This window comes from Kitasatospora sp. NPDC001132, from assembly GCF_053598415.1.
On sequence record NZ_JBSFKF010000033.1, the window covers coordinates 43,949 to 67,476 of the forward strand.

A 23,528-nucleotide genomic window follows, 5' to 3' on the forward strand; every position below is an offset into this window, starting at 1 on the left:
CCGGGGGGCGGGCTGTCGCCACCCAGGACGTACGGCCCGTGGGCCTGCCGGATTGACAGGGCCACGGGCCGTACACCGTACCGCTATTCCGTTAATACCGGGAGTTGACCGGCCAGTAGGGATGTCCACCGCGCGGACACGCCGGAACAGTTACCGGATTCTTACCCATCCGCATTCCGGGCAAATGTCGCCGCTGCCGGTCAATACCCGCGGAGGGCGGACGTCCGGCGGACACCGAACGGATGTCAGTACGCCCGGGCGACGAGCGCGACGTTGCCTTCCTGGTCGTCCGTCTGCGGCACCGAGCCGTCGGCGGCGACGATGCAGCGGACCGTGACGCCCTGCTCGGCCAGCTTGGCCTCGCCCTCCGCGCCGAGGTCGGCCCAGGAGATCCGGCCCCAGCCGGTCGCGGCGGCCTCGATGGCCTCGTCGATGGTCTTGACGTCAACCGTGCGGGACTCGCGGCGCTCGCGGGACTGGCGCAGCAGCAGCGCCTGGTCCTCCTCCAGCACGCCCGGGAGCAGCGTGGCCAGGGCGTCGATGGAGACCGGCTCCTTGCCGCCCGGGATGCGGCGGGCCAGCATCGCGGTGCCGTTCTCCAGGTCGCGCGGGCCGACCTCGATGCGCAGCGGGACGCCCTTGAGCTCCCAGTCGACGGCGCGGCGGCCGAACGGGGTGTCGGTGCGGTCGTCGACCACGACCCGGATGCCGGCGGCCTCCAGCTGGGCGCCGATCTCGCGGACCTTGGCGATGACCGCGTCGTCGCCCTTGATCGCGAGCACGACGGCCTGGACGGCGGCCAGGCGCGGGGGCACCCGCAGGCCGTTGTCGTCGCCGTGGGACATGATCAGGCCGCCGACCATGCGGGTCGAGACGCCCCAGGAGGTCTGCCAGACGTGCTCGCGCTCGGCGCCCTGCAGCTGGTAGGTGGTGTTGAACGCCTTCGCGAAGTTCTGGCCCAGCTCGTGGCTGGTGCCCATCTGGAGGGCCTTGCCGTCGCCCATCATGCCCTCGAGGGTGAGGGTGTTGATGGCGCCGGCGAAGCGCTCCTTGGCGGTCTTGCGGCCGAGCACGACGTCGATGCCGAGCACGTTGGTCATGAAGTCGCCGTAGACCTGGGTGTGGATCATCGACGCGTAGTCACGGGCGTCCTCGTAGGTGGCGTGGGCGGTGTGGCCCTCCTGCCAGAGGAACTCGGTGGTGCGCAGGAAGACACGCGGACGCAGCTCCCAGCGGACCACGTTGGCCCACTGGTTGATCAGCAGCGGCAGGTCGCGGTGGCTCTGCACCCACTTCGAGAAGTACTCGTTGATGATCGTCTCGGAGGTCGGCCGGACGACGACCGGCTCCTCCAGCTGCTTGCCGCCGCCATGGGTGACCACCGCGAGCTCGGGGGCGAAGCCCTCGACGTGCTCGGCCTCCTTGGTCAGGTAGGACTGCGGGATGAACATCGGGAAGTAGGCGTTCTGCGCGCCGGCCTTCTTGATCCGCGCGTCCATCTCCTGCTGCATCCGCTCCCACAGGCCGTAGCCGTACGGTCGGATGACCATGGTGCCGCGCACCGGACCGTTGTCGGCCAGCTCGGCCTTGTTGATGAGGTCCTGGTACCAGCGCGGGAAGTCTTCCGCCTGAGGGGTGAGAACGGGTGCCTTAGCCATGGGGCGAATGGTACGGGGCCCGGGGCCCCGGTTTCGAATCGGTATCACCGGATGGGGGCGCACCACCGTGACACGCGCGCACCACCCTGCACCCCTCTGGACGCCGGGCCCGACCCGCTGTTCGCTGGTGTGGGGCGGGACTTTGGGGGAGCCGTAGCAGCACACCGAAGGACCGGATGGGAGGCCGCCATGGCTTCAGCGCGGACGACCGGCACGACCGCACGACCGACGGGCGCACGCCCGCACCACCCGCGGACCGGGGCGGCGCGCCCCACGCGGGCGCGCGACTGGGCGGAGATCCAGGAGCGCATGCTGGTGCCGCTCTACGAAGCGGTCTACGACCGGTTGGAGGTCGGCCCGGCGAGCAGCGTGCTGGGCCTGGGCTGCCGGTCCGGGCTGGCCCTGCTGCTCGCGGCCGGCCGGGGCGCCCAGGTCGCCGGACAGGAGCCGCGCGACGAGCTGCGCGAGCTGGCCCGCGCCCGTCGGCTGCGGGTGTGCGCGGGGGCCCGGACACCATCCGCCGTCCCCCACCCGGCCCATTCGCTGGTGACTGTTTTCGAGCAGCTGCCCGGCGCCGCCGAGCCCGGCCCGGTGGTGGCCGAGGCCGCCCGGCTCGCCCTCCCGGGCGGGCACGTGGTGCTGGCCGCCTGGGGGCCGCCGGAGCGCTGCGAGAGCGCCCCGGTGCTGGACGTGGCCCGGCGGATGGCGGGCCGGACCAGCGCGCGCGACCCGTTCGAGCTGAGCGCGCCCGGCGCCTTGGAGGACCTGCTCGCCCCGGCCGGGCTGCGTCCGGCCGGCAGCGGCCGGGTGAGCTGCCCGTTCGCCTACGCCGACCTCGACAGCGCGGTGCGCGGACTGCTCTCCACCGGCCTGTTCGAGCCAGCCGAGGAGTTCTCCGGCGCCTCGCTGGTGGCCAAGGAGCTGGAGGAGGTGCTCCAGCCGTACCTGCGCGCGGACGGCTCCGTGCGGATGGAGAACGTGTTCCGCTACCTGGTCGCCGAGCGGCCGCGCTAGCCAGAGCGGGGATCGCCGGGCAGAGCGGGGACTGCGACGGCGAGAGGCGGGGCAGGAGACGGGGCAGGAGGCGGGGAAAGGACGGGGGAACACGAAATCGGGAGCGCCCGCCACCATGGCGCACGCCCCCGATTCCCGGCTTCACGCCCGGCCGATCGACTTCCCATCGGACCCATTGGACCCATCGGAGCCATCGGAGCCATCGGCCCCCTCGGAGCCACGGGCCCCGTCAGACCCACCGGCCCCGTCAGACCCACCGGAGCCACCGGGCCCCTCGGCCCCTCCGGAGCCCTCCGCCGACGCCCCCCGCGGCACCCCCGCCGCCCGGTACGCCTCCGCCTCGTCCAGCGTCTCCGCCTCCAGCAGCGCCGCCGCCAGCGCGTCCAGCCGGTGCCGCTGCTCGGTCAGGATCCGCAGCGCGTCGTCGTAGCACTCGGAGACGATCCGCCGGGCCTCCTCGTCCACCGCGTCCAGGGTGGTCGGCGCGGCGGAGAGCCCGTACGCGCCCTGCGGGTCGGAGGGCACCGCGGTGAGCCGGCCGACCCGCTCGCTCATCCCCCAGCGCCCGGCCATCCCGCGGGCGATGTTGGTGACCTGCTCCAGGTCGCTCTCCGCGCCGGTGGTGATCACCCCGTAGACCACCTGCTCGGCCGCCATGCCGCCGAGCGCGCCGATGATCCGGCCGCGCAGGTAGGGCTCGGTGTACGAGTAGCGGTCGTCCTCCGGGGTGGAGAGGGTGACGCCGAGCGCCCTGCCGCGCGGCACGATGGTGATCTTGCGGACCGGGTCCGCACCGGGCTGGAGCATGCCCAGCAGCGCGTGCCCGCTCTCGTGGTACGCCGTCCGCTCGCGCTCCTCCTGCGGCATCACCAGCGGCCGCACCGCACCGAGCTGGACCTTCTCCAGGGCGTCCGAGAGGTCCCGCTCGTTGACCGCGTCCTGCTTGCGCTTGACGGCCAGCAGCGCGGCCTCGTTGACCAGGTTGGCGAGCTCGGCGCCGGTCATCCCCGGCGTGACCTTGGCCAGCTGGTTGAGGTCGGTGCCGCCGGCCAGCGGGACGCTGCGGCTGTGGATGCGCAGGATCGCCGCCCGGCCCTCCCGGTCGGGCGGGCTGACGGTGATCCGCCGGTCGAAGCGACCGGGGCGCAGCAGCGCCGGGTCGAGCACGTCCGCCCGGTTGGTCGCGGCGATCACGATGACGCCCTCGGAGCCGGTGAAGCCGTCCATCTCGGTGAGGATCTGGTTGAGCGTCTGCTCGCGCTCGTCGTGCCCGCCCATGCCGCCGCCGGCACCGCGCTGGCGGCCGATGGTGTCGATCTCGTCGATGAAGATGATCGCCGGGGCGACCTTGCGGGCCTCGGCGAACAGCTCGCGGACCCGGCTGGCGCCGACGCCGACGATCATCTCGATGAACTCGGAGGCGGAGGCGGAGAAGAACGGCACGTTCGCCTCGCCGGCCACCGCCCGGGCCAGCAGGGTCTTGCCGGTTCCGGGCGGGCCGCTCAGCAGCACGCCGCGCGGCATCTTGGCGCCGAGCCTGCGGTACCGCTCGGGGTTCTTCAAGTAGTCGACGACCTCCGTGAGTTCGGCCTCGACCTCGTCGATGCCGGCCACGTCGGCGAAGGTGGTGCGCTTGCCCTGCTCGGCGGTGACCGGCTTGGGCGGGGCCTTGCGGCCGAGCGGTCCGCCGCCGAGTCCGCCGGCCATCCGGCGGGCGAGCATCACCCAGATGAAGATCAGCAGCAGCATCGGGGCGAGCGAGAGCAGCAGGTTGGTGAGGAAGCTGCGCTGCTGGATCGGCGAGGTGGCGGTGACCTCGACGCCCTGCTGCTGCAGGGTGGCCCAGAGGTTGTCGCCCGCGAAGGAGGGCCGTTGGGTGTCGAACTCGGTGTAGTCGCCCTTGCCGCCGTCGGGCTTGGGCTGGGCGGTCTTGAGGGTGCCCTCGATCGCGTCGCCCTTGGCGTAGATCTTGGTGATGTTGCCCTTGTTCAGCTGGTTGTTGAACTCGGTGTACGAGATCGTGGTGGAACCGGCGGGGCCGAAGAAGGACAACAGCAGGTCGGAGATCAGGAACACCACGAGGGCGGTGAGGGCGAGCCCCACCCAGCCGCCGGGCATCCGGCGCTTGGGCGGCGGGGGCGGGGCACCCTCCGAGCGCCAGGGCTGGTCGGGAGTCTGACGTGGTGGCACGGGTTCGGTCACCCATCGGACAATACGGACAGGTGCTCGGGCGAGCCAATCGCAACGCCGCGCCCGAGCCGCCGTACGGCCGCGCCGGCCGCTCCCACCAGCGGTTATGCCGTCGCGCCCGGCCACTCCTCGGCGGTCAGCGCGAACCGCTCGTGGTCGCGCCAGTCCCCCTGGAGGAACAGCATCCGCGGGGAGAAGCCCTCGTGCCGGAAGCCCAGCCGCTTGGCCATCGCGATCGAGCGCTCGTTGTCCGGCTGGACGTTGATCTCCAGCCGGTGCAGGCCCAGTCCGTCGGACGACCGCGGGGCGAAGCAGCGGTCCAGGACCAGCCGCATGCCCTCGGTCATCCGCCCGGTGCCGTTGAACGGCAGGTACGAGTCGTAGCCCAGCGTGGCGTTGCAGAACCGGCTCATCACGATGTTGGCGACGTTCACCTTGCCGACCAGTCCGCCGGTCTCCCGGTCGAGGATCAGGAAGGTCCGCAGCCCGGAGCCCTGGCGCTTCAGCAGGTCGGGCAGTCCGTCCGGCTCGACCGGGTTCCACCGGCCGATGTGTTCCGCGGACCGCCGGACCGCGTCGGCGTAAACGGCCGTGTCCTCGGCCCTCGGGGCCCTGATCATCACTCGCATGCCCCCATCATCGGACACGCGATCGGCCCGCCGCCCGGAAAAACCGGACGACGGGCCGACGACCAGCCCCGATCAAGGACTACAGCATGTCCTTGAACTCCTTGGGCAGCTCGAAGTCGGCCGGGCCCTTGCCCGCGCCGAGGCCGAACGCGCCGCCGTCCGCCGGACCCTGGCTGGCGCCCGGGCCGAGCGCGCGGCGCTCGGCGGCCGCGGCCTCCTCCTGCGCGCGCTTCAGCGGGTTGCCGCTCTTGCGCTTGCCCTTGGCCTGCGGGGCCTTCTTGCCGGACTTCTTCGCGCCGCCGCCCATGCCGGGGATGCCCGGCATGCCCGGCATCCCCTTGCCGGAGGCCATCGCGGACATCATCTTGCGGGCCTCGAAGAACCGCTCGACCAGGTTCTTCACCTCGCCGACCTGGACGCCGGAGCCCTTGGCGATGCGGGCCCGGCGGGAGCCGTTGATCAGCTCCGGCTCGGCGCGCTCGGCCGGGGTCATCGACTTGATGATCGCGCCGACCCGGTTGACGTCCTTGTCGTCGATGTTGTTGATCTGGTCCCGGATCTGGCCCATGCCCGGCAGCATGCCGAGCAGCTTGGAGATGGAGCCCATCTTCTGGACCTGCTCCAGCTGGGACAGGAAGTCGTCCAGGGTGAACTGCTTCGGGCCGCCGCGCAGCTTGGCGGCGATCTTCTCCGCCTCGGCCTGCGAGAAGGTCTGCTCGGCCTTCTCGATCAGCGAGAGGACGTCACCCATGCCGAGGATGCGCGAGGCCATCCGGTCCGGGTGGAAGGCGTCGAAGTCGTCGACCTTCTCGCCGTTGGAGGCGAACATGATCTGCCGGCCGGTGACGTGCGCGACCGACAGGGCGGCACCGCCGCGGGCGTCGCCGTCGAGCTTGGAGAGCACCACGCCGGTGAAGTCGACGCCGTCGAGGAAGGCCTGCGCGGTGGTGACGGCGTCCTGGCCGATCATCGCGTCGACGACGAACAGGACCTCGTCCGGGTTCACCGCGGCGCGGATGTCGGCGGCCTGCTGCATCAGCTCGGCGTCGATGCCCAGGCGGCCGGCGGTGTCGACGATGACGACGTCGTACTGCTTCTGCTTGGCGTACTCGATCGAGTCCGTGGCCACCTGCACCGGGTCGCCGACGCCGTTGCCCGGCTGCGGGCCGTAAAAGGCCACGCCGGCGCGCTCGGCGACCACCTGGAGCTGGTTGACCGCGTTCGGGCGCTGGAGGTCGCAGGCGACCAGCAGCGGGGTGTGCTTCTGCTTCTTCAGCCAGTGGCCGAGCTTGCCCGCGAGGGTGGTCTTACCGGCACCCTGGAGACCGGCGAGCATGATCACCGTCGGGCCGCTCTTGGCGAACCGCACCCGGCGGGTCTCGCCGCCGAGGATCGCGATGAGCTCCTCGTTGACGATCTTGATGATCTGCTGCGCGGGGTTCAGCGCGCCGGAGACCTCGGCACCGAGCGCCCGCTCCTTGACCTGCTTGATGAAGGCCCGGACGACCGGCAGCGCGACGTCCGCCTCCAGCAGCGCGATGCGGATCTCGCGGGCGGTGGCGTCGATGTCCGCCTCGCTCAGGCGGCCCTTGCCCCGGAGGTTCTTGAACGTCGCTGCGAGGCGATCGGAAAGGGTGTCGAACACGTCGTCGCGGGTCCTCTGCGGCATCGGTATCGGTACGGTCGTCGCCCCCCAGGGTATCCGGCCGCCCCGGGTACGGTCTCCACCCCCGGTCGGAACGCCCGCGCGCACCCCGCCCGCACCCCGGCCGACCCGCCGTCCGGCCTCCCTCCCGGCCCTCCCCGCGGGGCCCGCCACGCCACGCCGAGCGCTCAGCCCAGCGCGGCCCGGACCGCCGCCGCCACCTCGCCGGCCCGCCGGGCGGTCAGCGGCCGGCCGGCCCCGTCGGTCAGGTAGAACGAGTCGACGGCCTCCGCGCCCAGCGTGGAGACGTGCGCGGTGCGCACCCGCACGCCCGCTCCGTCCAGTGCCCGGCCGATCCGGTGCAGCAGCCCGGGGGCGTCGTGCGCGCGGACCTCCAGCACGGTCGCGGTCGCCGAGGCCACCAAGGGCGCCACCGCGACCAGCGGCGGCGGGGTGGGGACGCCCCGGCGGCGCGGGGCCGCGGCGTCCCGCTCGGCGAGCCGGCGGGCGACGTCCAGCGAGCCGTCCAGTGCCCGGCGCAGGTCGGCCCGCAGCCGGGCCGCCTCGGGCAGCTCGCCGTACTGGGCCGCCACCCGCCAGGACAGCAGCAGCACCGGCCCGGCGCCCACCGGGTCCAGCTCGCGCAGCCCGGCCGAGCGGACGGCCAGCCGGTGCAGCGCGAGCACCCCGGCGGCGGTGCCGAGCAGCCCGGGACGGTCCGGGACCGCCAGGTCCAGCTCGACGCCCATCGGCTCGGCGCCCGGCGCCGTCCCCTCGGACCGGGCCCGCAGCGACAGGGCGGGCTGCCCCGTCCTGGCGGCCTCCACCACGAGCCGCTCCTGCTCGGCGGTCGGCGCCGGCACCACCGGCGGGGCGCCCGCCCCGGCCAGCCGGTCCGCCACCCGGGCCACCAGGCCGTCCACCAGTGAGGCCCGCCAGGCGCTCCACGCGGCGGGACCGGTGGCCAGCGCGTCCGCCTCGGTGAGCGCGCGCAGCAACTCCAGCTCGGCCCGGGTGGTGACCACCTTGGTGATCGCCTCGACGGTCGCCGGGTCGTCCGGGTCGCGCCGGGTCGCGGTGTCCACCAGGGTCAGGTGGTGGCGGACCAGCACCGCCAGCGTCTCGGTGTCCTCGGGGCCGAAGCCCATCCGGGGGCCGAGGTCGCGGACGATCACCTCGCCGGCCTCGCTGTGGTCCCCCGGCCAGCCCTTGCCGATGTCGTGCAGCAGCGCGGCGACCAGCAGCAGGTCCGGCCTGGCCACCCGGCGGGTCATCGCGGCGGCCCGCACCGCCGTCTCCACCAGGTGCCGGTCCACCGTCCAGCGGTGCACGGCGTTGCGCTGCGGACGGCAGCGCACCCGCTCCCAGTCCGGCAGCAGCCGCCGGACCAGCCCCTCCGCCTCCAGCGCCTCCCACACCGGGACGGCCGCCTCCCCCGCGCCCAGCAGGGTGACCAGCTGCTCGCGCGCCTCGTCCGGCCAGGGCACCGGCAGCGGGCGGCACTCGGCGGCCAGCCGGCGCACCGTGGCGTACGAGACGGTCAGCCCGTTCTGCGCGGCGGCCGCCGCGGCGCGCAGCGGCAGCACCGGGTCGGCGGCCGGCCGGGCGCCCCGGGCGAGCACCGCCTCGCCGTCCTGCTCGACCACGCCCTCGGCGAGCGGCCGCCGCTCGACCGCGCCCCGGGCCCGCCCTCCGGCGCCGTGGACCTGCCCTCCGGCGCCGCGGCCGGGGCCGACGAACGGGATGCCCGGACGGCGCACCCGCCGACCGCGGTCGGCGCGGGCCGCCAGCACCCGGTCCACCGCCCGCCAGGTGACGTCGCCCGCGTACGCGATGGTGCGGGCCGCCTCGTAGACCCGGCGCAGCAGGGTGTCGGCGTCCAGCACCCCGAGCCGCTCGGCGACCTGGTCCTGGTCCTGGAGGCCCAGCCGGTCGGTGGCCCGGCCGGTGGCCAGGTGCAGGGCGTCGCGCACGTCGGCCAGCCGCCGCGCGGCGGCGTCCAGGCCGTCCCGGGGCGCGTCGGCGAGCCAGGTGGCGGCGATCGCGTCCAGCACCACGACGTCGCGCAGGCCGCCGCGGGCCTCCTTGAGGTCGGGTTCCAGCAGGAAGGCCAGCTCACCCTGCCGTTCGGCCCGCGCGCGGGCCAGCTCGCGCAGCTCGGGCAGGCGTGCGGGGGCGCTCGCGCGCCAGTCGGTGAGCACCGCGGAGCGCAGCGCATCGGTGAGCGCCCGGTCCCCGGCGAGGTGGCGGGCGTCCAGCAGGCCGAGCTGGGCCTTGAGGTCGGCGGCGGCGACCGAACGGGCCTCGGCCACCGTGCGCACCGCGTGGTCGAGCCGGGCGCCCGCGTCCCAGACCGGGTACCAGATCCGCTCGGGCAGCTCCCGGGCGATCGGGCCGGAGTGCAGCAGCAGGACGTCCAGGTCGCTGCGCGGGGAGAGCTCGCCGCGCCCGTACCCGCCGACCGCGACCAGCGCGACGCCGGGCGGGGCGCCGGCGGCGGCGAGCAGCCCGGCCAGCCAGTCGTCGGTGAGCCGGGCGAGCGCCCGCCGGCGGGGGCGGCCGCCCGGACCGGGGCCGGCGAGCAGCGCGGCCCGGGCGGCGGCGTGCCCCGCCGGGTCACAGGGGTCGACGGGGTCGGAGGGGCTGGTCTCGGTGGTCATGCGCGGAGTCCCGTCCGTCGTGCTGGTGGACCATCGCACCGGTGAGCCCCGTACCGCCGTTCCGGCCCGAGGACGAGCCGTTCGGCCGGCCGGGGGACGCCGGTGCGCCGTCGGGGGGACCCTCCCCTGGCGAAGGGCCCGCCGGTGCGCGGTCGGGCTACAGGGCGTCCGGCCCGCGCTCGCCGGTGCGGACCCGTACGGCGGTGTCGACCGGGACGCTCCACACCTTGCCGTCGCCGATCTTCCCGGTCCTGGCGGCGTTCACCAGGACCTCGATCAGGTCCTCGGCGTCCTCGTCCTCGGTCAGGACCTCGATCCTGACCTTCGGTACCAGGTCCACGGTGTACTCGGCCCCCCGGTACACCTCGGTGTGGCCGCGCTGGCGGCCGTAGCCGCTGGCCTCGGTGACGGTCAGGCCCTGCACCCCGAAGGCCTGCAGGGCGGCCTTCACCTCGTCCAGTCGGTACGGCTTGATCACGGCGGTGATGAGCTTCATCGGGCGTCGACCTCGGTCTTCTTCTCGGCGGGCTTCGCCGCGGGCTCCGGGTCCGGCTCCGCGGCGGCGGACCGTTCGGCGACGGGCTTCGCGGCAGCGACGGCCAGGCCCGGCAGGGCCCGGGCCAGGCCCGCCCCCACGGCGCTGAAATCGTAGGCGGACTCGGCGTGTTCGGCCCGGTCGATGCCGGCCACCTCGACGTCCGCGGCGACCCGGAAGCCGATCAGCCGGTCCACCGCCTTGGCCAGCAGCCAGGACAGCACGAAGGAGTACGCCGCGACCACCGCCACGCCCATCGCCTGCTTGCCGAGTTGCCCGATCCCGCCCCCGTAGAACAGGCCCTTGACGCCCTGGCCGACTCCGCCGGTGGCGAACAGCCCGACCAGCAGCGAGCCGACCGCGCCGCCGACCGCGTGCACGCCCACCACGTCGAGCGAGTCGTCGAAGCCCCAGCGGTACTTCAGCGAGACGGCGGCGCAGCAGACCGCGCCCGCGACCAGCCCGATCGCCACCGCCCCGAGCGGGCTGACCGAGCCGCAGGCCGGGGTGATCGCGACCAGCCCGGCCACCGCTCCGGAGGCGGCACCCAACGTGGTGAACGCGCCGTGCCTGAACCTCTCGCAGACCAGCCAGCCGATCAGCGCCGCGCCGGTGGCGACCTGGGTGTTGACCATCGCCATCGCGGCGACGCCGTTGGCGGCCAGCGCCGAGCCCGCGTTGAAGCCGAACCAGCCGAACCAGAGCAGTCCGGAGCCGAGCATCACCAGCGGCAGGCTGTGCGGGCGCATCGGGTCCTTCCGGAAGCCGATCCGCTTGCCCAGCACCAGGCAGAGGGCGAGCCCGGCGACGCCCGCGTTGATGTGCACGGCGGTCCCGCCGGCGAAGTCGATCACGCCGTTGCGGTCTCCCAGCCAGCCGCCGTGGCCGCCGTCGAAGAAGAACACCCAGTGCGCGACCGGGAAGTAGACGACGGTCACCCAGAGCGCGATGAACAGCCCCCAGGCGGCGAATCTCGCCCGGTCCGCCACGGCGCCGCTGATCAGCGCCGGGGTGATGACCGCGAACATCAGCTGGAAGAGCGCGAAGGCGGTGACCGGGATGGAGCCGGCCAGCTGGTCGAGGCCGAGGCCGCGCATCCCGAGGTGGTCCAGGTTTCCGATCAGACCGGCGAAGGAGTCGGGCCCGAAGCTGAGCGAGTAACCGTAGAGGACCCACAGCACGCTGACGATGCCGAGCGAGAGGAAGCTCATCGCCAGCATGTTCAGCGTGCTCTTGGCCCTGACCATCCCCCCGTAGAAGAAGGCCAGCCCCGGGGTCATCAGCATGACCAGGGCGGCACTGATGAGTACGAAGGCGGTGTCGCCCGCACTGAAGCCGTCCGGCATCGGCGTCTCCTCTGCGTCCAGGCCGATCCGTACCCGGGGATCCGTCCCGTGGTGCCACCCGGGGCGTCGGCGTTGGGACGAGCGTGTCGAAGGCGGGTTTCGGCCGGTGTGGCCGGTTGTTTCACCGCCGTGACACGTGCGACGCGCGGGTTACGGCTGCGTGAATCGCGGCCCCGCCCGGCCCGAACCGCCGCGCTGCCGGCCGCACCGCCGGACTCCGGACATGCCACCGACCGTGACGGCGGCGGCCGCCACGGTCGGTGGAGCTTCCCTCGGAAGGCCCTCGGTGGGACCGGTCAGACCACCGAGACGAACTCCGGGATGTCCTGGACCACCCGCTCCTTGAGCCGGCTCACCGCGTCCACGCCCTTGAACCGGGCCGCCGCGGCCTCCGTGGTCTTGCGCACCCGGGAGTTCAGCCGCTCCGAGCGCACCTTGGTGGCGATGTCCACCGCCTGCTCGGCCATCACCGCCGCCTGCTCGGCCTCCTTCTGCAGCAGGTGGACGCTGGCCATGCCGATCAGGTTGAAGGCGTACGAGCGCACGTGGTCGGCGTCCTGGCGGAACAGGTCGACCGCGGTCTCCATCACCGGCGCGGACATCGAGGCGTAGAGCTCGGCGTTGTCCGAGTGGTACGCGAGGTCGCGGAAGGAGTGCGCGTTCTCGGCGTTCAGCTCGGCCGGCGAGAAGAACTTCAGCCAGTCCGGCTCCTGGTCCCCCTCCCGGATGTCGGTGAAGGTGTCCTCGGCCAGCCGGACCGCCCGGGCGCAGCGGTTGACCTCGCCGATGGTGGCGTAGGCGCGCGCCTCCATCGCGTACAGCAGTGACTGCTGGCGCGCGGTGGCGGTGTCGCGGCTGCCGTACTGGGCCAGGTGGATGAGCTCCAGGGCGTCCTCGCCCCGGTTGAGGTGGATCATCTGGCGGCTCATGTCGGTGAGGATCAGCGCGCCGAACGGGCGGTCGCCCGCCTCCTTGGCCGCGTGCAGGGCGAGCACGTAGTACTTCTGCGCGCTCGGGTGCATCCCGACGTCGTACGACATCCACCCGGCCAGGTGGGCGAGTTCGGCGGTGAGCCGGAACAGCCGCTTGGTGGTGTCCTCGCTGTACGTCTCCTGGAGCAGGTCGGTGACCTCGTGCAGCTGGCCGACGACGGCCTTGCGGCGCAGCCCGCCGCCGTTCTGCGCGTCCCACTGCCGGAACATGACCGTGGTCTGCTCGAGCAGTTCGAGCTCGGGTTCGGAGAGCCGGCCGGTGAACGCCTCGCCGCCGTTGGCCGCGGTGAGGATCGGGGTCGGGACGCCGGTCGGGCCGGGGGTGAGCCAGCGCTGCATCGGCTCGATCAGCGCGGCGCCCGCGGTCAGCGCCAGCGAGGTGCCGAGGAAGCCCCGGCGGTTGAGCATGAGGTCGCTGCGGGAGTAGTCGCTGATCAGCTGGACGGTCTGCGGACCGCTCCACGGCAGGTCGACGCCGCCGCCCACGGTCGAGACCGGGATCGCGGCGCGCAGGCCGAGGTCCTCGATCGAGACCACCGAGCCGAACCGCTCGGAGAAGAGTTCCGACATGATCTTGGGGATCGGCTCGCGGGGCTGCTCTCCGTCGAGCCAGCGGCGCACCCGCGAGGTGTCGGTGGACACGTGGTGGGCGCCGATCTGCCGGGCCCGGCGGTTGACCTGTCGGGCCAACTCGCCCTTGGACCAGCCACTGCGGGCGAACCACGTGGTCAACTTCTCATTCGGCTGCTTCTCTGCCATGGGTAACGTCCCCATCCCGCCCGGCCCCTAGCGGGGCCCCCGATCGTGACCGCCCGACGGTTGCGGGCTCTTGCCAGACGTGCCGTGCCTGAGGTGCTGCCGTGCCACGGCACCGCCGTACCGCGACGCCCTCGCACTGGTGTGCCAGCGTTGCGGACGATCCGTCAGATCCCCGACTCCCGCGCCTCGGCGGCCCGGAACGGACTCCTCGACGACATCCGCACGCTGAACGTAATGCCCCACGACGAGCCCGCGGGAGCGGCCCTGGCGAAACGCCACCTTTCGCCACCCCCAGGAGTGAACCGAAGCCCGAAGGCACACGCTTCACTTAGGGAGTCCCAACGGCCCGGCATATGCGGGTCGCCAAGTCCACCGAAGCGCCCCGGAGGACCCGGCGGACACCGCAATCCACCGCAGCCACAGGCGAGTTCACCGTTCACTCGGGACGGCGACAGCCCCACGCACACGACGATCCGGCATCGGCGCCGCCCCCACAAGGCGGCGCCCGAGGCGCACCGGCGGAACGGGCGCACACCACGCGCTGCGCGCCGCCACCGCACTACGCACCACACGGCTGACAATCGACACACAGTCACCGTCCCGTAACCATCGGCAACGAGAACCTGTTGGGGGAGGCATGGACAACCTGTTCGGCGAACTTCGACTGGGGCACCTGCGGCTGGCACCGCTGGGCGCGCGCCGCCGCACCAAGGTCACCGCGTCCCAGGCCGCCGCGGAGTACACCGGCCGCTGGGGCTGGGCGGTCGTCACCGGCGACCCGGCCACCGGCACCCCGGTCGCCGGCGCCACCGCCCCGACCCGCTGTCCCTGCGGCTCCCCCCGCTGCGCCGCCCCCGGCCTGCACCCCGCGCCGGGCGGCGGCGGCCGGGCCCGCGCCCCCCGCGCCGAGGGCTCGGTGCTCTTCCCCACCGGCCGCGCCTTCGACGTCCTGGACGTCCCCGAGCAGGCCGGCCTCCAGGCCCTGGTCCGGCTGGAGCGGATGGGCACCCAGGTGGGCCCGGTGCTCGCCGCCCCCACCGGCCGGCTCCAGTTCCTGGTCGCCGCCGGCACCGCCCGGCGCCTGCCCGACCTGCTGTACCGGATGGGCTGGGACGACGCCGCGCTCGACCTGGCCTGCCACGGCGAGGGCAGCTACGTCGCCGCCCCGCCCACCGTCCTCGACGGCCTCGGACCGGTCCGCTGGCTGCGCCGCCCCACCCGCGACAACGCGGGCTGCCCGCCGGAGGCCCGGCTACTGCTCGGCACCCTCGCCTACGCCTGCCACCGCAGCCGCGAGCGCACCGCCGAGCCGGCCTGGATGGCCTCCTGACCCGCCGCCCGGCATGCGGAAGGGCCCGCCCGAGGGGCGGGCCCTTCGTGCGCCCTGAGGTACGTACCGTCGCGCGTACGGGGAGGGCGTCAGTCCCCGATCAGCGCGTCCACGAACGCGCCCGGCTCGAACGGAGCCAGGTCGTCCGCGCCCTCGCCCAGACCGATCAGCTTGACCGGCACGCCCAGCTCGCGCTGGACCGCGACCACGATGCCGCCCTTGGCGGTGCCGTCCAGCTTGGTCAGCACGATGCCGGTGATGTCGACCACCTCGGCGAACACCCGGGCCTGGACCAGGCCGTTCTGGCCGGTGGTGGCGTCCAGCACCAGCAGCACCTCGTCCACCGGGCCGTGCTTCTCGACGACCCGCTTGACCTTGCCCAGCTCGTCCATCAGGCCGGTCTTGGTGTGCAGGCGGCCGGCGGTGTCGACCAGCACGGTGTCGACGCCCTCGGCGATGCCCTCCTTGACCGCGTCGAACGCGATCGAGGCCGGGTCCCCGCCCTCCGGGCCGCGCACGGTGCGCGCACCCACCCGCTCGCCCCAGGTCTGGAGCTGGTCGGCGGCGGCGGCACGGAAGGTGTCGGCGGCGCCGAGCACCACCCTGCGGCCGTCGGCGACCAGGACGCGGGCCAGCTTGCCGGTGGTGGTGGTCTTGCCGACGCCGTTGACGCCGACCACCAGGACCACCGCCGGGCCCTCCTCGTGCTTGGTGGAGCGGACGGTGCGGTCGGCGTCCTTGCCGATCAGCTCGACCAGTTCCTCGCGCAGCAGCGCGCGCAGCTCGTCGGGGGTACGGGTGCCGAGCACCTTCACCCGGGTGCGCAGCCGCTCGACCAGCTCCTGGGTCGGGGTGACACCGACGTCGGCGGTGAGCAGCGTGTCCTCGATCTCCTCCCAGGTGTCCTCGTCCAGGTGCTCCCGGGAGAGCAGCGAGAGCAGGCCCTTGCCGAGCGAGTTCTGCGAACGGGAGAGCCGCGAGCGCAGCCGGACCAGTCGGCCGGCGGTGGGCTCGGGGACCTCGACGGCGGGCGCCGCCTCGGCCTCGGCGGGCACGACCTCGACGGCCTCGGGGGCCTCGGGGGCCTCCGGCTCCGCCGGGAGTTCCACCTCCTCGACGGTGCGGCGGGGCGCCTCGGTCGGCGGCGCGGACTCCTCGCCGACCTGGGGTTCCTGCGGGGTGGGCTTCGGCGCCGTGATGACCGGCGCCTGCGACTTCGGGGGCAGCTGCTGGCGTCGTCTGCCGGAAACGACGAGGCCCGCGATCGCACCGATGGCGATCACGGCGATGACTACGGCAAGAATCACGTATTCCATAACCGCTCCAGTATCCGCGACCGGGGCCCGGATGGACCGCAGCCGACCCGCACCGATGCGGTGCGCACTACACCGATGCGGTGCGTACCGCCCGCGGCCGCCGCTCCCGGTGCTCTTCGCGCAGCCGCTGGCTGATCACCCGGGAGATGCCGTCGCCCTTCATCGTCACGCCGTAGAGGGCGTCGGCCGACTCCATGGTGAGCTTCTGGTGGGTGATGACGATCAGCTGGGAGCTCTCCCGCAGCTCCTCCATGATCCCGATCAGCCGGCGCAGGTTGGTCTCGTCCAGCGCCGCCTCCACCTCGTCCATCACGTAGAACGGGCTGGGCCGGGCCTTGAAGATCGCCACCAGCAGCGCCACCGCGGTCAACGAGCGCTCGCCGCCGGAGAGCAGCGACAGCCGCTTGACCTTCTTGCCCGGCGGGCGGGCCTCCACCTCGACCCCGGTGCCGAGCATGTCGTCCGGGTCGGTCAGCACCAGCCGGCCCTCGCCGCCCGGGAAGAGCCGGGCGAAGACGCCCTCGAACTGGGCGGCGGTGTCGTGGTACGCCGAGGTGAACAGTTGCTCGACCCGCTGGTCCACGTCCCGGACGATGTCCATCAGGTCGCGCCGGCTGCGCTTGAGGTCGTCCAGCTGTTCGCCGAGGAAGCGGTGGCGCTCCTCCAGCGCGGTGAACTCCTCCAGCGCCAGCGGGTTGACCCTGCCGAGCTGCTGGTACGCCTTCTCGGCCGCCCGCAGCCGCTTCTCCTGCTCGGCGCGGACGTACGGGTACGGCTCCCCCGGCTCCGTCCCGTCCTGCGGGGGCGACGGCGGGACGGGCTGGTCCGGCCCGTACGAGGCGAGCAGTTCGCCGCCGTCGATGCCGAACTCCTCCAGCGCGCGCGCCTCCAGCTGCTCGATCCGCAGCCGCTTCTCGGCCCGCAGCACCTCGTCCCGGTGCCCGGCGTCGACGAGCTTGTCCAGCTCCTCCTTGAGCCCGCGGCCGTGCTCCCGGTGCTCGCGCAGCTCCTGCTCGCGCTCGGAGCGCGCCTGTTCGACGGCCGCGCGCCCGGCGTCCGCGCGGGCCAGCGACACCTCCAGGCAGGCCAGCAGCTGCCGGGCGCCCGCCGCGACGGCGTTCGCCACCGAGGCGTCGTGCTCGGCGCGCCGGCGGCGCTCGGCGGCCCGGGCGCGCGCCTCGCGCTCGGCGCGGGCGGCCCGGTCCAGCTGGTCGGCCCGGCCCGCGAGGGCGCGGACCCGCTCCTCGTGGGTGCGCACGGCGAGCCGGGCCTCCAGCTCGGCCTGCCGGGCGTCGCTCGCGGCCTCGGCCAGCCGCTGCTGTTCGGCGGCGTCCGGCTCGTCCTCCCCCGCCCTGGCCGACTCCTCGGCGGCGGCCAGGCGCCGCGCCAGTTCCTCGGCACCGTCCAGCAGCTCGGTCAGCCCCTGCTCGGCCCGTGCGGCCGCGGCCGACAGCCGCTCGGCCTCCCCGGCGGCGGCGCGGGCCTGCCCGCCGAGCCGGCCGAGCGCCCCGGCGACCTGCGCCCGGTCCTTCTCGGCCTGCCGCCGCCGCTCGGCCAGTTGCTCCGCCTCGGCTGCCGACTCCCGTCGCTGTTCGGTGAGTTCGGCGAGGCGCTCGGCCGACTCGGCACAGCGGGCGGTGAGTTCACCGATCGCCCGGGCCGCCTCGTCCACCGCCGCCTGGGTCTCCAGCAGGCTGGGCGCACCGCCGGACCCGCCCTGGGCGAAGCCGGCGTCGAGCAGGTCCCCGTCGGCGGTGACGGCGCGGATCCCGGGCCGCGAGGCGACCAGCAGCAGCGCCTGGTCCAGGTCCTCGACCACCGCCACCCCGGCCAGCGGCCGCCGGACCGCACCGAGCAACTCGGCCGGACCCTCCACCAGTTCGGCCGCCCAGCGGGAACCGGCGGGCAACTCCCCCGCCGCCTCCGCGACTTCGGCGGCGCCGGCGATCAGCAGCGCGGCCCGGCCGGCGTCCTCGGTCCTCAGCAGCCGCAGCGCCCCGGCGGCGGCGGACGGAGAGTCGACGGCCACCGCGTCGGCCGCCGCACCGAGCGCCGCGGCGAGCGGCACCTCGTACCCCGGCTCGATCCTCAGCAGCGCGGCCGCCGGGCCGAGCAGCCCACCCAGCCGCTCCCCCGCCTCCAGCAGCGCCCCGGTGCCGTCCTTGCGGCGCAGCCCGAGGGAGAGCGCCTCGTGCCGCGCGGTCAGCCCGGCCCGCTCGCGCTCGGCGGCGCCGGCCGTCTCCCGGGCCGCGGCCAGTTCCGCCTCCACGGCGGCCAGCCGCTCGCGCGCCCGCCGGTACCGGGCCTCGGCCTGTTCGTCCTCCCCGCCCAGGCCGTCCACCTGCTGCTGGAGTTCGTCCAGTTCGCCCTGGGCCGCCTCGGCGCGCAGCAGCGCCTCGTCCCTGGCCTCGGTGAGCCGGCCGATCTCGGCCTGCGCCGCGGCGGCCTTGGACCGGGCGGCGGCGGCCTGCCCCTGCAGCCGGGCCAGGCCTTCCCGGCGGTCGGCGATGGCCCGGGCGGCGTCCCGCAGCCGGCGCTCCTCGGCGGCCAGGTCCCGTTCCAGTCCGCCCTTGCGCTCGACGGCCTCGGCCAGCGCGTACCGGGCCTCCTCCAGCGCCTCGGTCAGCGCGGCCTCCTGTTCGCGGACCTGCTCGGCCTCCCGCTCCAGCTCCTCAGGATCGCGCCCGCGCCGTTCCTCGCCCCGGCCCCCGGCGACGGCGTGCCGGGCCCGGGCCTCGGCCAGCCCGACGGTGCCGCGGGTGCGTTCGGCCAGCGCGGAGAGCCGGTACCAGGTCTGCCGGGCGGTCTCCAGGCCGGGGCCGAGCTGCTGGACCTGCGCCTCCAGGACGCGCTCGCGCTGGACCGCGCGGGCCAGTTCCTGCTCGACGGTGGTACGGCGCAGCCGCAGCGCCAGTTCGTCCGCGACCTCGGCCTCGACGGCCCGGCGCAGCGCGCCGAGGTCGTCGGCGAGCAGCCGCAGCCGGGCGTCGCGCAGGTCGGCCTGGATCCCGGCGGCCCGGCGGGCGATCCGGGCCTGTCGGCCGAGCGGTCCGAGCTGGCGGCGCAGTTCGGCCACCAGGTCCTGGATCCGGTTGAGGTTGGCCTGCATCGCGTCCAGCTTCCGCAGCGCCTTCTCCTTGCGCTTGCGGTGCTTGAGGACGCCGGCCGCCTCCTCGATGAAGGCGCGTCGGCCCATCGGGTCGGCGTGCAGGACGGAGTCCAGCTGCCCCTGGCCGACGATGACGTGCATCTCGCGGCCGATGCCGGAGTCGGAGAGCAGTTCCTGGATGTCGAGCAGGCGGCAGGTCTCGCCGTTGAGCGCGTACTCGCTGCCGCCGTTGCGGAACATGGTCCGGGTGATGGTCACCTCGGAGTAGTCGATCGGCAGGGCACCGTCGCCGTTGTCGATGGTGAGGCTGACCTCGGCGCGGCCGAGCGGGGCGCGCCCGCTGGTCCCGGCGAAGATGACGTCCTCCATCTTGCCGCCGCGCAGCGACTTGGCCCCCTGCTCGCCCATCACCCAGGACAGCGCGTCGACCACGTTCGACTTCCCCGAGCCGTTCGGCCCGACGACGCAGGTGATGCCCGGCTCGAAGCGCAGGGTGGTGCTGGAGGCGAAGGACTTGAACCCGCGCAGCGTCAGACTCTTCAGGTGCACGCGGCCGGTCTCCTCAATCGCTCACGACAGGAACCGACTGTATCCGGAGCCGGACACGACGAAGGGACGCCACATCCGGGCGTCCCTTGCAAGCTGCGTCCCTTTCGGGGCGGCTCAGTGCACAGCGGCGTCGATCTGCGAGGACCGGGCGGGACTCAGGTGAGAGCCGGCTCCCGCTGATCCAGATCGATGCTGTTGAGCAGCGAGTGCTCGCCAGCGACAGCGGTCAGAGCGTCGTTCTCAGCCTGCATCCGAAGGAGCTCGGCTTCAAGATCCTGGACGCGCTGCTGAAGCCGTCGCATCTCGGAGAGCATTCGCGGGTCGGGGCCGCCGACGTACCCGAGAAGCGCCTTTGCCATGATGAATGGTCCTCCACGCTGAGTGACCGAACCGGAACGGTACAGGTCTAGGGGGAAGGGGGACGCACGCGCGGCGCGTCACCGGAAGTGCTGGCTGGGCACTACGGCACAACACCGTGAGCTGGGCTCACGAGGGTATGCGCCTGCCGGGAGAACGCGGTCGTGTGCGCGGGCTTCCAGCGTCTCACCAAAGACGGAAAGGGTCAACACGATCACCGCACGCTACCGCGCCCCTGTCACCTGCCCGGCGGAGTCGTCACGCCTGGGGGCCTCGGGCCCGGTCCACTCCGTGCTCGTGGATCATCGTTCGATGCGGAGTCAACCACGAGTCTGCCCGGATGGCAACCTCGTGACACCGCCAGTTCCGGATCTTTTCGCGGAAGCCCGCTTGCGGACCGAGCGGCGAGCCGCCTCCCGGGTCGCCGCGGGGCTGGCCCGGGGCGGGCCCGGGACGGCTCAGCGGATCTCGAAGCCCTCGTAGCCCGGGCCGACGGCCGTCCAGATCTCGGTGACCCCGCTGACGTTCCCCGGGGTCCCCGGGCCGCGCAGCATGGCCAACAACTGCTCGCAGTCGGCCGCGAGCCCCTCGGCCACCACCTGCACCCGGCCGTCGCCGAGGTTGCCGGCGTAGCCGGTCAGGCCGATCTCCAGCGCCCGCGCCCTGGTCCACCAGCGGAACCCGACCTGCTGGACCTTGCCCCGGACCCAGGCGGTCACCCGGACCGGTTCCTCACTGTGGGCGTCACGACCGTGCATGCCCCGACCCTAGCCTCCCGCGCGCCTCCCGCGCGTCCCCGCGCGAACGGGAGCGGCCCCGCCGGAGCACCGGCGGGGCCGCTGACCTGGTCGGTCGGCTCGTCGGACTACCAGTCCCCGCCGCCGAAGTCGCCACCGCCACCGAAGTCGCCGCCTCCGAAGTCGGCCGCGTTGAAGTCGGCGCCGGTGAAGTCGCCGCCCTCGTACTGGTCCTGGTAGCCGCCGTCCATCATCGGCGCCGCCGCGTAGGCCGGGGAGCTCATCATCGAGCCGAGCATGGTGCCGACCAGCAGGCCGGGCAGCAGGCCGCCGCCGCCGAAGCCGCTGTAGTACCCGCCGGCGTACGGGGCGTACGCGGGGCCGGCGTTCCAGTACGGCTGCGGGCCCTGGTCGGTGTCGACGGTGCGGATCGCCGGGTCGAGGCCGGCCGCCACCCGGTCCGCGTCGGCCTGGCAGACCGGCACGGCGCGGGCGGAGCCGCCGGCCGGGGCCCAGTCCACGTCCTTGACGGACGGGCCGTGCCGCGGGTCCATGAAGCACGGGGGACGGCGCTCGGGCAGCGGCCGCTTCTCCCGCCGGGCGGCCAGGGTGGCCAGCGAGAAGCGGCCGTCCTCGATCGCCTCGGTGACCTGCTTGACGTCCTCGGGCTTCTTCGCCTCGTCCATCAGCCGCTTGGACTTCTCGTACGAGTCCAGGGCGTGGGTGTAGTCGGTGCGCTGGGCGTCGTCGGCGTCGGCCGCGGACGGGCTGAAGTCGAGCCGGTCCAGCTCCTCGCCGAAGGCGGTGATGTCCTCGTCCACGACCCGGCGCAGCTGCTCCAGCTCGGCCCGGGCCTGCTCCTCCTTGCGCTTCTTGGCGCGGCGGAACAGCAGGAAGACGCCGGTGCCGGCGAGCGCGACCAGCACGAGCGGGATGACCACCCAGGCGATCGAGGTGCTGTGGTTGACCCCGGTGCCCTTGGTCTGCGGGGCGGCCTGGTCGACGAAGGAGTTCAGGGTGGCGTCGATGTCGCCGCCGTTGGAGCGCTGCGCCGCGCCGGCGATGCGCTGCGCCTGGCCGGCGCTCATCGCGCCGCGGTCGCCGCCGGCGTCGAGCTTGCCGTCGTGCCAGACCGCGTAGACGCCGTCGACGCCCACCAGGGTGCGGAGGTCCTGGAGGGTGGACTTCGCGTACGCGGAGTCGGGGATGACCGCGATGAAGATCGGCTTGTCGGCCTTGTCGATCTTCTTGCTCAGGGCGTCGGCCTGGGACTCGCTGAATCGGCTGGTCATGGCCGGGGCGACGTAGACCTGGCCCTTCTTCAGGGTGGCCGCGGCATCGCTCAGCCCGCCGGCCGCCGAGGCCGCGGGCGCCACCAGGAGCAGCAGCCCGAGCAGCGCCGCCACCAGGGCAAGCGGCCCGGCGCCCCGGGAACGTCGTGCAAGGGTTCTCATGCCCCCGACGCTACCGCGACCGGCGGCTGAGCACGCCATACCCTTCGCATACTGGTACTGACAAGAGCCCCCGCCGTCCGCCGGGCCCGCTCCCCTCCTCGGGGATGATGTTTCCCCCGGCCACCCCTGAGGCGGGTTCCGGGCGGGAACCCCGCGGGGCTCCCGGACGTACGTTCCGGCGGGTCCGACCGGGATCCGGGGCACTCCGGGGGGCGTGCCGACCGTACCGTGCGAACGGGCATAGTGGTCCCGGACCACCGGTCCCATTGCCTTTTCTTTACTCAGCTCGTTCCTGACCCGACTCCCGATCGGAGCACTTGGTGATCATCGGCCTCGTCACCGCCGTGGCGGCATCCGCCTGCTACGGCACCGGCTCGGTCCTCCAGGCCGTCGGATCCCGCCGCTCCGCGCGGGAGGAGGCCGCCAAGGGCGCCACCACCTCGACCACCGAACACGGCGGCCCGAGCCTGTCCTCGACCGCGAAGGCCGCCGTCACCTGGGAGTTCATCCTCGGCACGGTGCTCGACCTGATCGGTTTCGGGCTCGGTGCACTGGCCGCCCGACTGCTGCCGCTGTTCCTGTCCCAGACCATCATCAGCGCCAACCTGGTGATCACCGCGGTGCTCAGCATCAAGCTGCTGGGGATCCGGCTCAAGCAGCTGGAGTGGGCGTCGATCGCCGTGCTCTGCTCGGCGCTGGTGCTGCTGGCCGTCTCGGCGGGGCCGGAGGGCGGCCACCACGCGGCGATGTCCTTCCACTGGTGGCTGCTGATCGTCACCACCGTGCTGCTGGTCGGCGGCAGCCTGCTGGTGCGGCGGATGGGCGCCAACGGCGCGATCGTCGCCGGTCTGCTCTCCGGTCTCGGCTTCGGCGCCCTGGGTGTCGGGGTGCGCATCCTCAACGGCATCGAGCCGTTCGCGTTCGGCGAGTTGCTCTCCGACCCGGCCCTGTACGCGGTCCTGGTCGGCGGCCTCGGCGGCATGTACATCCACACCGTGGCGCTGCAGATCGGCTCGGTGAACGGCGCGACCGCCGCGCTGGTGGTCGGGGAGACGGTGCTGCCCGGCGCGGTCGGCGTGCTCTGGCTCGGCGACTCCTCCAAGGCCGGCCTGGGCTGGCTCGGCGTGATCGGCTTCGTGCTCGCGGTGGTCGCCGCGGTCGGGGTCGCCTACTTCGGCCAGGACACCCACGGCACGCCCGGGGAGCCCGCCGTCCCGGAGCCCGAACTCACCCGGAAGTAGCGCGGGG

The 23,528-nt window shown here is 73.8% G+C and carries 16 protein-coding genes; 3 read left to right on the top strand and 13 right to left on the bottom strand.

Annotation, left to right across the window (positions count from 1 at the left end; all coding sequences use genetic code 11):
- Positions 1 to 245 precede the first annotated feature (245 nt).
- Positions 246 to 1,658, bottom strand: coding sequence for a proline--tRNA ligase (proS, locus tag ACWDBE_RS31675; RefSeq protein ID WP_449791313.1), 1,413 nt, complete (start codon positions 1,656 to 1,658; stop codon positions 246 to 248).
- Between the two features lie 189 nt (positions 1,659 to 1,847).
- Between proS and ACWDBE_RS31680 the strand changes: the two genes are divergently transcribed.
- Positions 1,848 to 2,672 carry a class I SAM-dependent methyltransferase gene (locus tag ACWDBE_RS31680; RefSeq protein ID WP_449791312.1) on the top strand — a complete coding sequence of 275 codons (825 nt, stop codon included), beginning with the start codon at positions 1,848 to 1,850 and terminating at the stop codon, positions 2,670 to 2,672.
- Positions 2,673 to 2,813: 141 nt separating this feature from the next.
- Here ACWDBE_RS31680 and ftsH read toward each other — a convergent pair whose 3' ends face one another.
- The 7 genes from ftsH to nsdA form a co-directional block, all read right to left on the bottom strand.
- A complete protein-coding gene (gene ftsH, locus ACWDBE_RS31685) occupies positions 2,814 to 4,874 on the bottom strand; it encodes an ATP-dependent zinc metalloprotease FtsH (RefSeq protein WP_449809683.1) in 2,061 nt (686 codons plus the stop codon).
- 92 nt (positions 4,875 to 4,966) lie between these two features.
- Positions 4,967 to 5,491, bottom strand: coding sequence for a GNAT family N-acetyltransferase (locus tag ACWDBE_RS31690; protein ID WP_449791310.1), 525 nt, complete (start codon positions 5,489 to 5,491; stop codon positions 4,967 to 4,969).
- 79 nt (positions 5,492 to 5,570) lie between these two features.
- On the bottom strand, positions 5,571 to 7,136 hold the full coding sequence (gene ffh, locus ACWDBE_RS31695) for a signal recognition particle protein (protein WP_449809692.1): 1,566 nt from the start codon (positions 7,134 to 7,136) through the stop codon (positions 5,571 to 5,573).
- 188 nt (positions 7,137 to 7,324) lie between these two features.
- Positions 7,325 to 9,796, bottom strand: a complete 2,472-nt coding sequence (locus tag ACWDBE_RS31700; protein ID WP_449809684.1) for a [protein-PII] uridylyltransferase — start codon at positions 9,794 to 9,796, stop codon at positions 7,325 to 7,327.
- Positions 9,797 to 9,953: 157 nt separating this feature from the next.
- On the bottom strand, positions 9,954 to 10,292 hold the full coding sequence (locus ACWDBE_RS31705) for a P-II family nitrogen regulator (RefSeq protein ID WP_449791308.1): 339 nt from the start codon (positions 10,290 to 10,292) through the stop codon (positions 9,954 to 9,956).
- A complete protein-coding gene (locus ACWDBE_RS31710; RefSeq protein ID WP_449791307.1) occupies positions 10,289 to 11,677 on the bottom strand; it encodes an ammonium transporter in 1,389 nt (462 codons plus the stop codon). Before ACWDBE_RS31710 ends, ACWDBE_RS31705 begins: the two co-directional genes overlap by 4 nt.
- A 296-nt stretch (positions 11,678 to 11,973) precedes the next feature.
- Positions 11,974 to 13,428: a transcriptional repressor NsdA gene (gene nsdA, locus ACWDBE_RS31715; protein WP_449791306.1), complete on the bottom strand. Its 1,455-nt coding sequence runs from the start codon at positions 13,426 to 13,428 to the stop codon at positions 11,974 to 11,976.
- Positions 13,429 to 14,065: 637 nt separating this feature from the next.
- Here nsdA and ACWDBE_RS31720 point away from each other — a divergent pair.
- On the top strand, positions 14,066 to 14,758 hold the full coding sequence (locus tag ACWDBE_RS31720; protein WP_449791305.1) for a bifunctional DNA primase/polymerase: 693 nt from the start codon (positions 14,066 to 14,068) through the stop codon (positions 14,756 to 14,758).
- Positions 14,759 to 14,847: 89 nt separating this feature from the next.
- On the opposite strand, the gene ftsY is transcribed toward ACWDBE_RS31720, so the two are convergent.
- The 5 genes from ftsY to ACWDBE_RS31745 all read right to left on the bottom strand — a co-directional run bounded on the left by ftsY (position 14,848) and on the right by ACWDBE_RS31745 (position 22,280).
- The gene (ftsY, locus tag ACWDBE_RS31725) at positions 14,848 to 16,074 is read right to left on the bottom strand and encodes a signal recognition particle-docking protein FtsY (RefSeq protein ID WP_449809685.1); all 1,227 of its coding nucleotides are present in this window, start codon (positions 16,072 to 16,074) and stop codon (positions 14,848 to 14,850) included.
- A 67-nt stretch (positions 16,075 to 16,141) separates the two neighbouring features.
- Positions 16,142 to 19,732 (bottom strand): chromosome segregation protein SMC, encoded by a 3,591-nt coding sequence (gene smc / locus ACWDBE_RS31730; RefSeq protein ID WP_449809686.1) that lies wholly within the window; start codon positions 19,730 to 19,732, stop codon positions 16,142 to 16,144.
- Between the two features lie 155 nt (positions 19,733 to 19,887).
- Complete coding sequence (locus tag ACWDBE_RS31735) at positions 19,888 to 20,091, bottom strand: hypothetical protein (protein WP_270143783.1); 204 nt, start codon at positions 20,089 to 20,091, stop codon at positions 19,888 to 19,890.
- 456 nt (positions 20,092 to 20,547) lie between these two features.
- Complete coding sequence (locus ACWDBE_RS31740) at positions 20,548 to 20,847, bottom strand: acylphosphatase (protein ID WP_449791302.1); 300 nt, start codon at positions 20,845 to 20,847, stop codon at positions 20,548 to 20,550.
- Between the two features lie 107 nt (positions 20,848 to 20,954).
- Complete coding sequence (locus ACWDBE_RS31745; protein ID WP_449791301.1) at positions 20,955 to 22,280, bottom strand: hypothetical protein; 1,326 nt, start codon at positions 22,278 to 22,280, stop codon at positions 20,955 to 20,957.
- Between the two features lie 320 nt (positions 22,281 to 22,600).
- Here ACWDBE_RS31745 and ACWDBE_RS31750 point away from each other — a divergent pair, with 320 nt between their 5' ends.
- Positions 22,601 to 23,521 carry a hypothetical protein gene (locus tag ACWDBE_RS31750; RefSeq protein WP_449791300.1) on the top strand — a complete coding sequence of 307 codons (921 nt, stop codon included), beginning with the start codon at positions 22,601 to 22,603 and terminating at the stop codon, positions 23,519 to 23,521.
- The last annotated feature ends 7 nt before the right edge of the window (positions 23,522 to 23,528 follow it).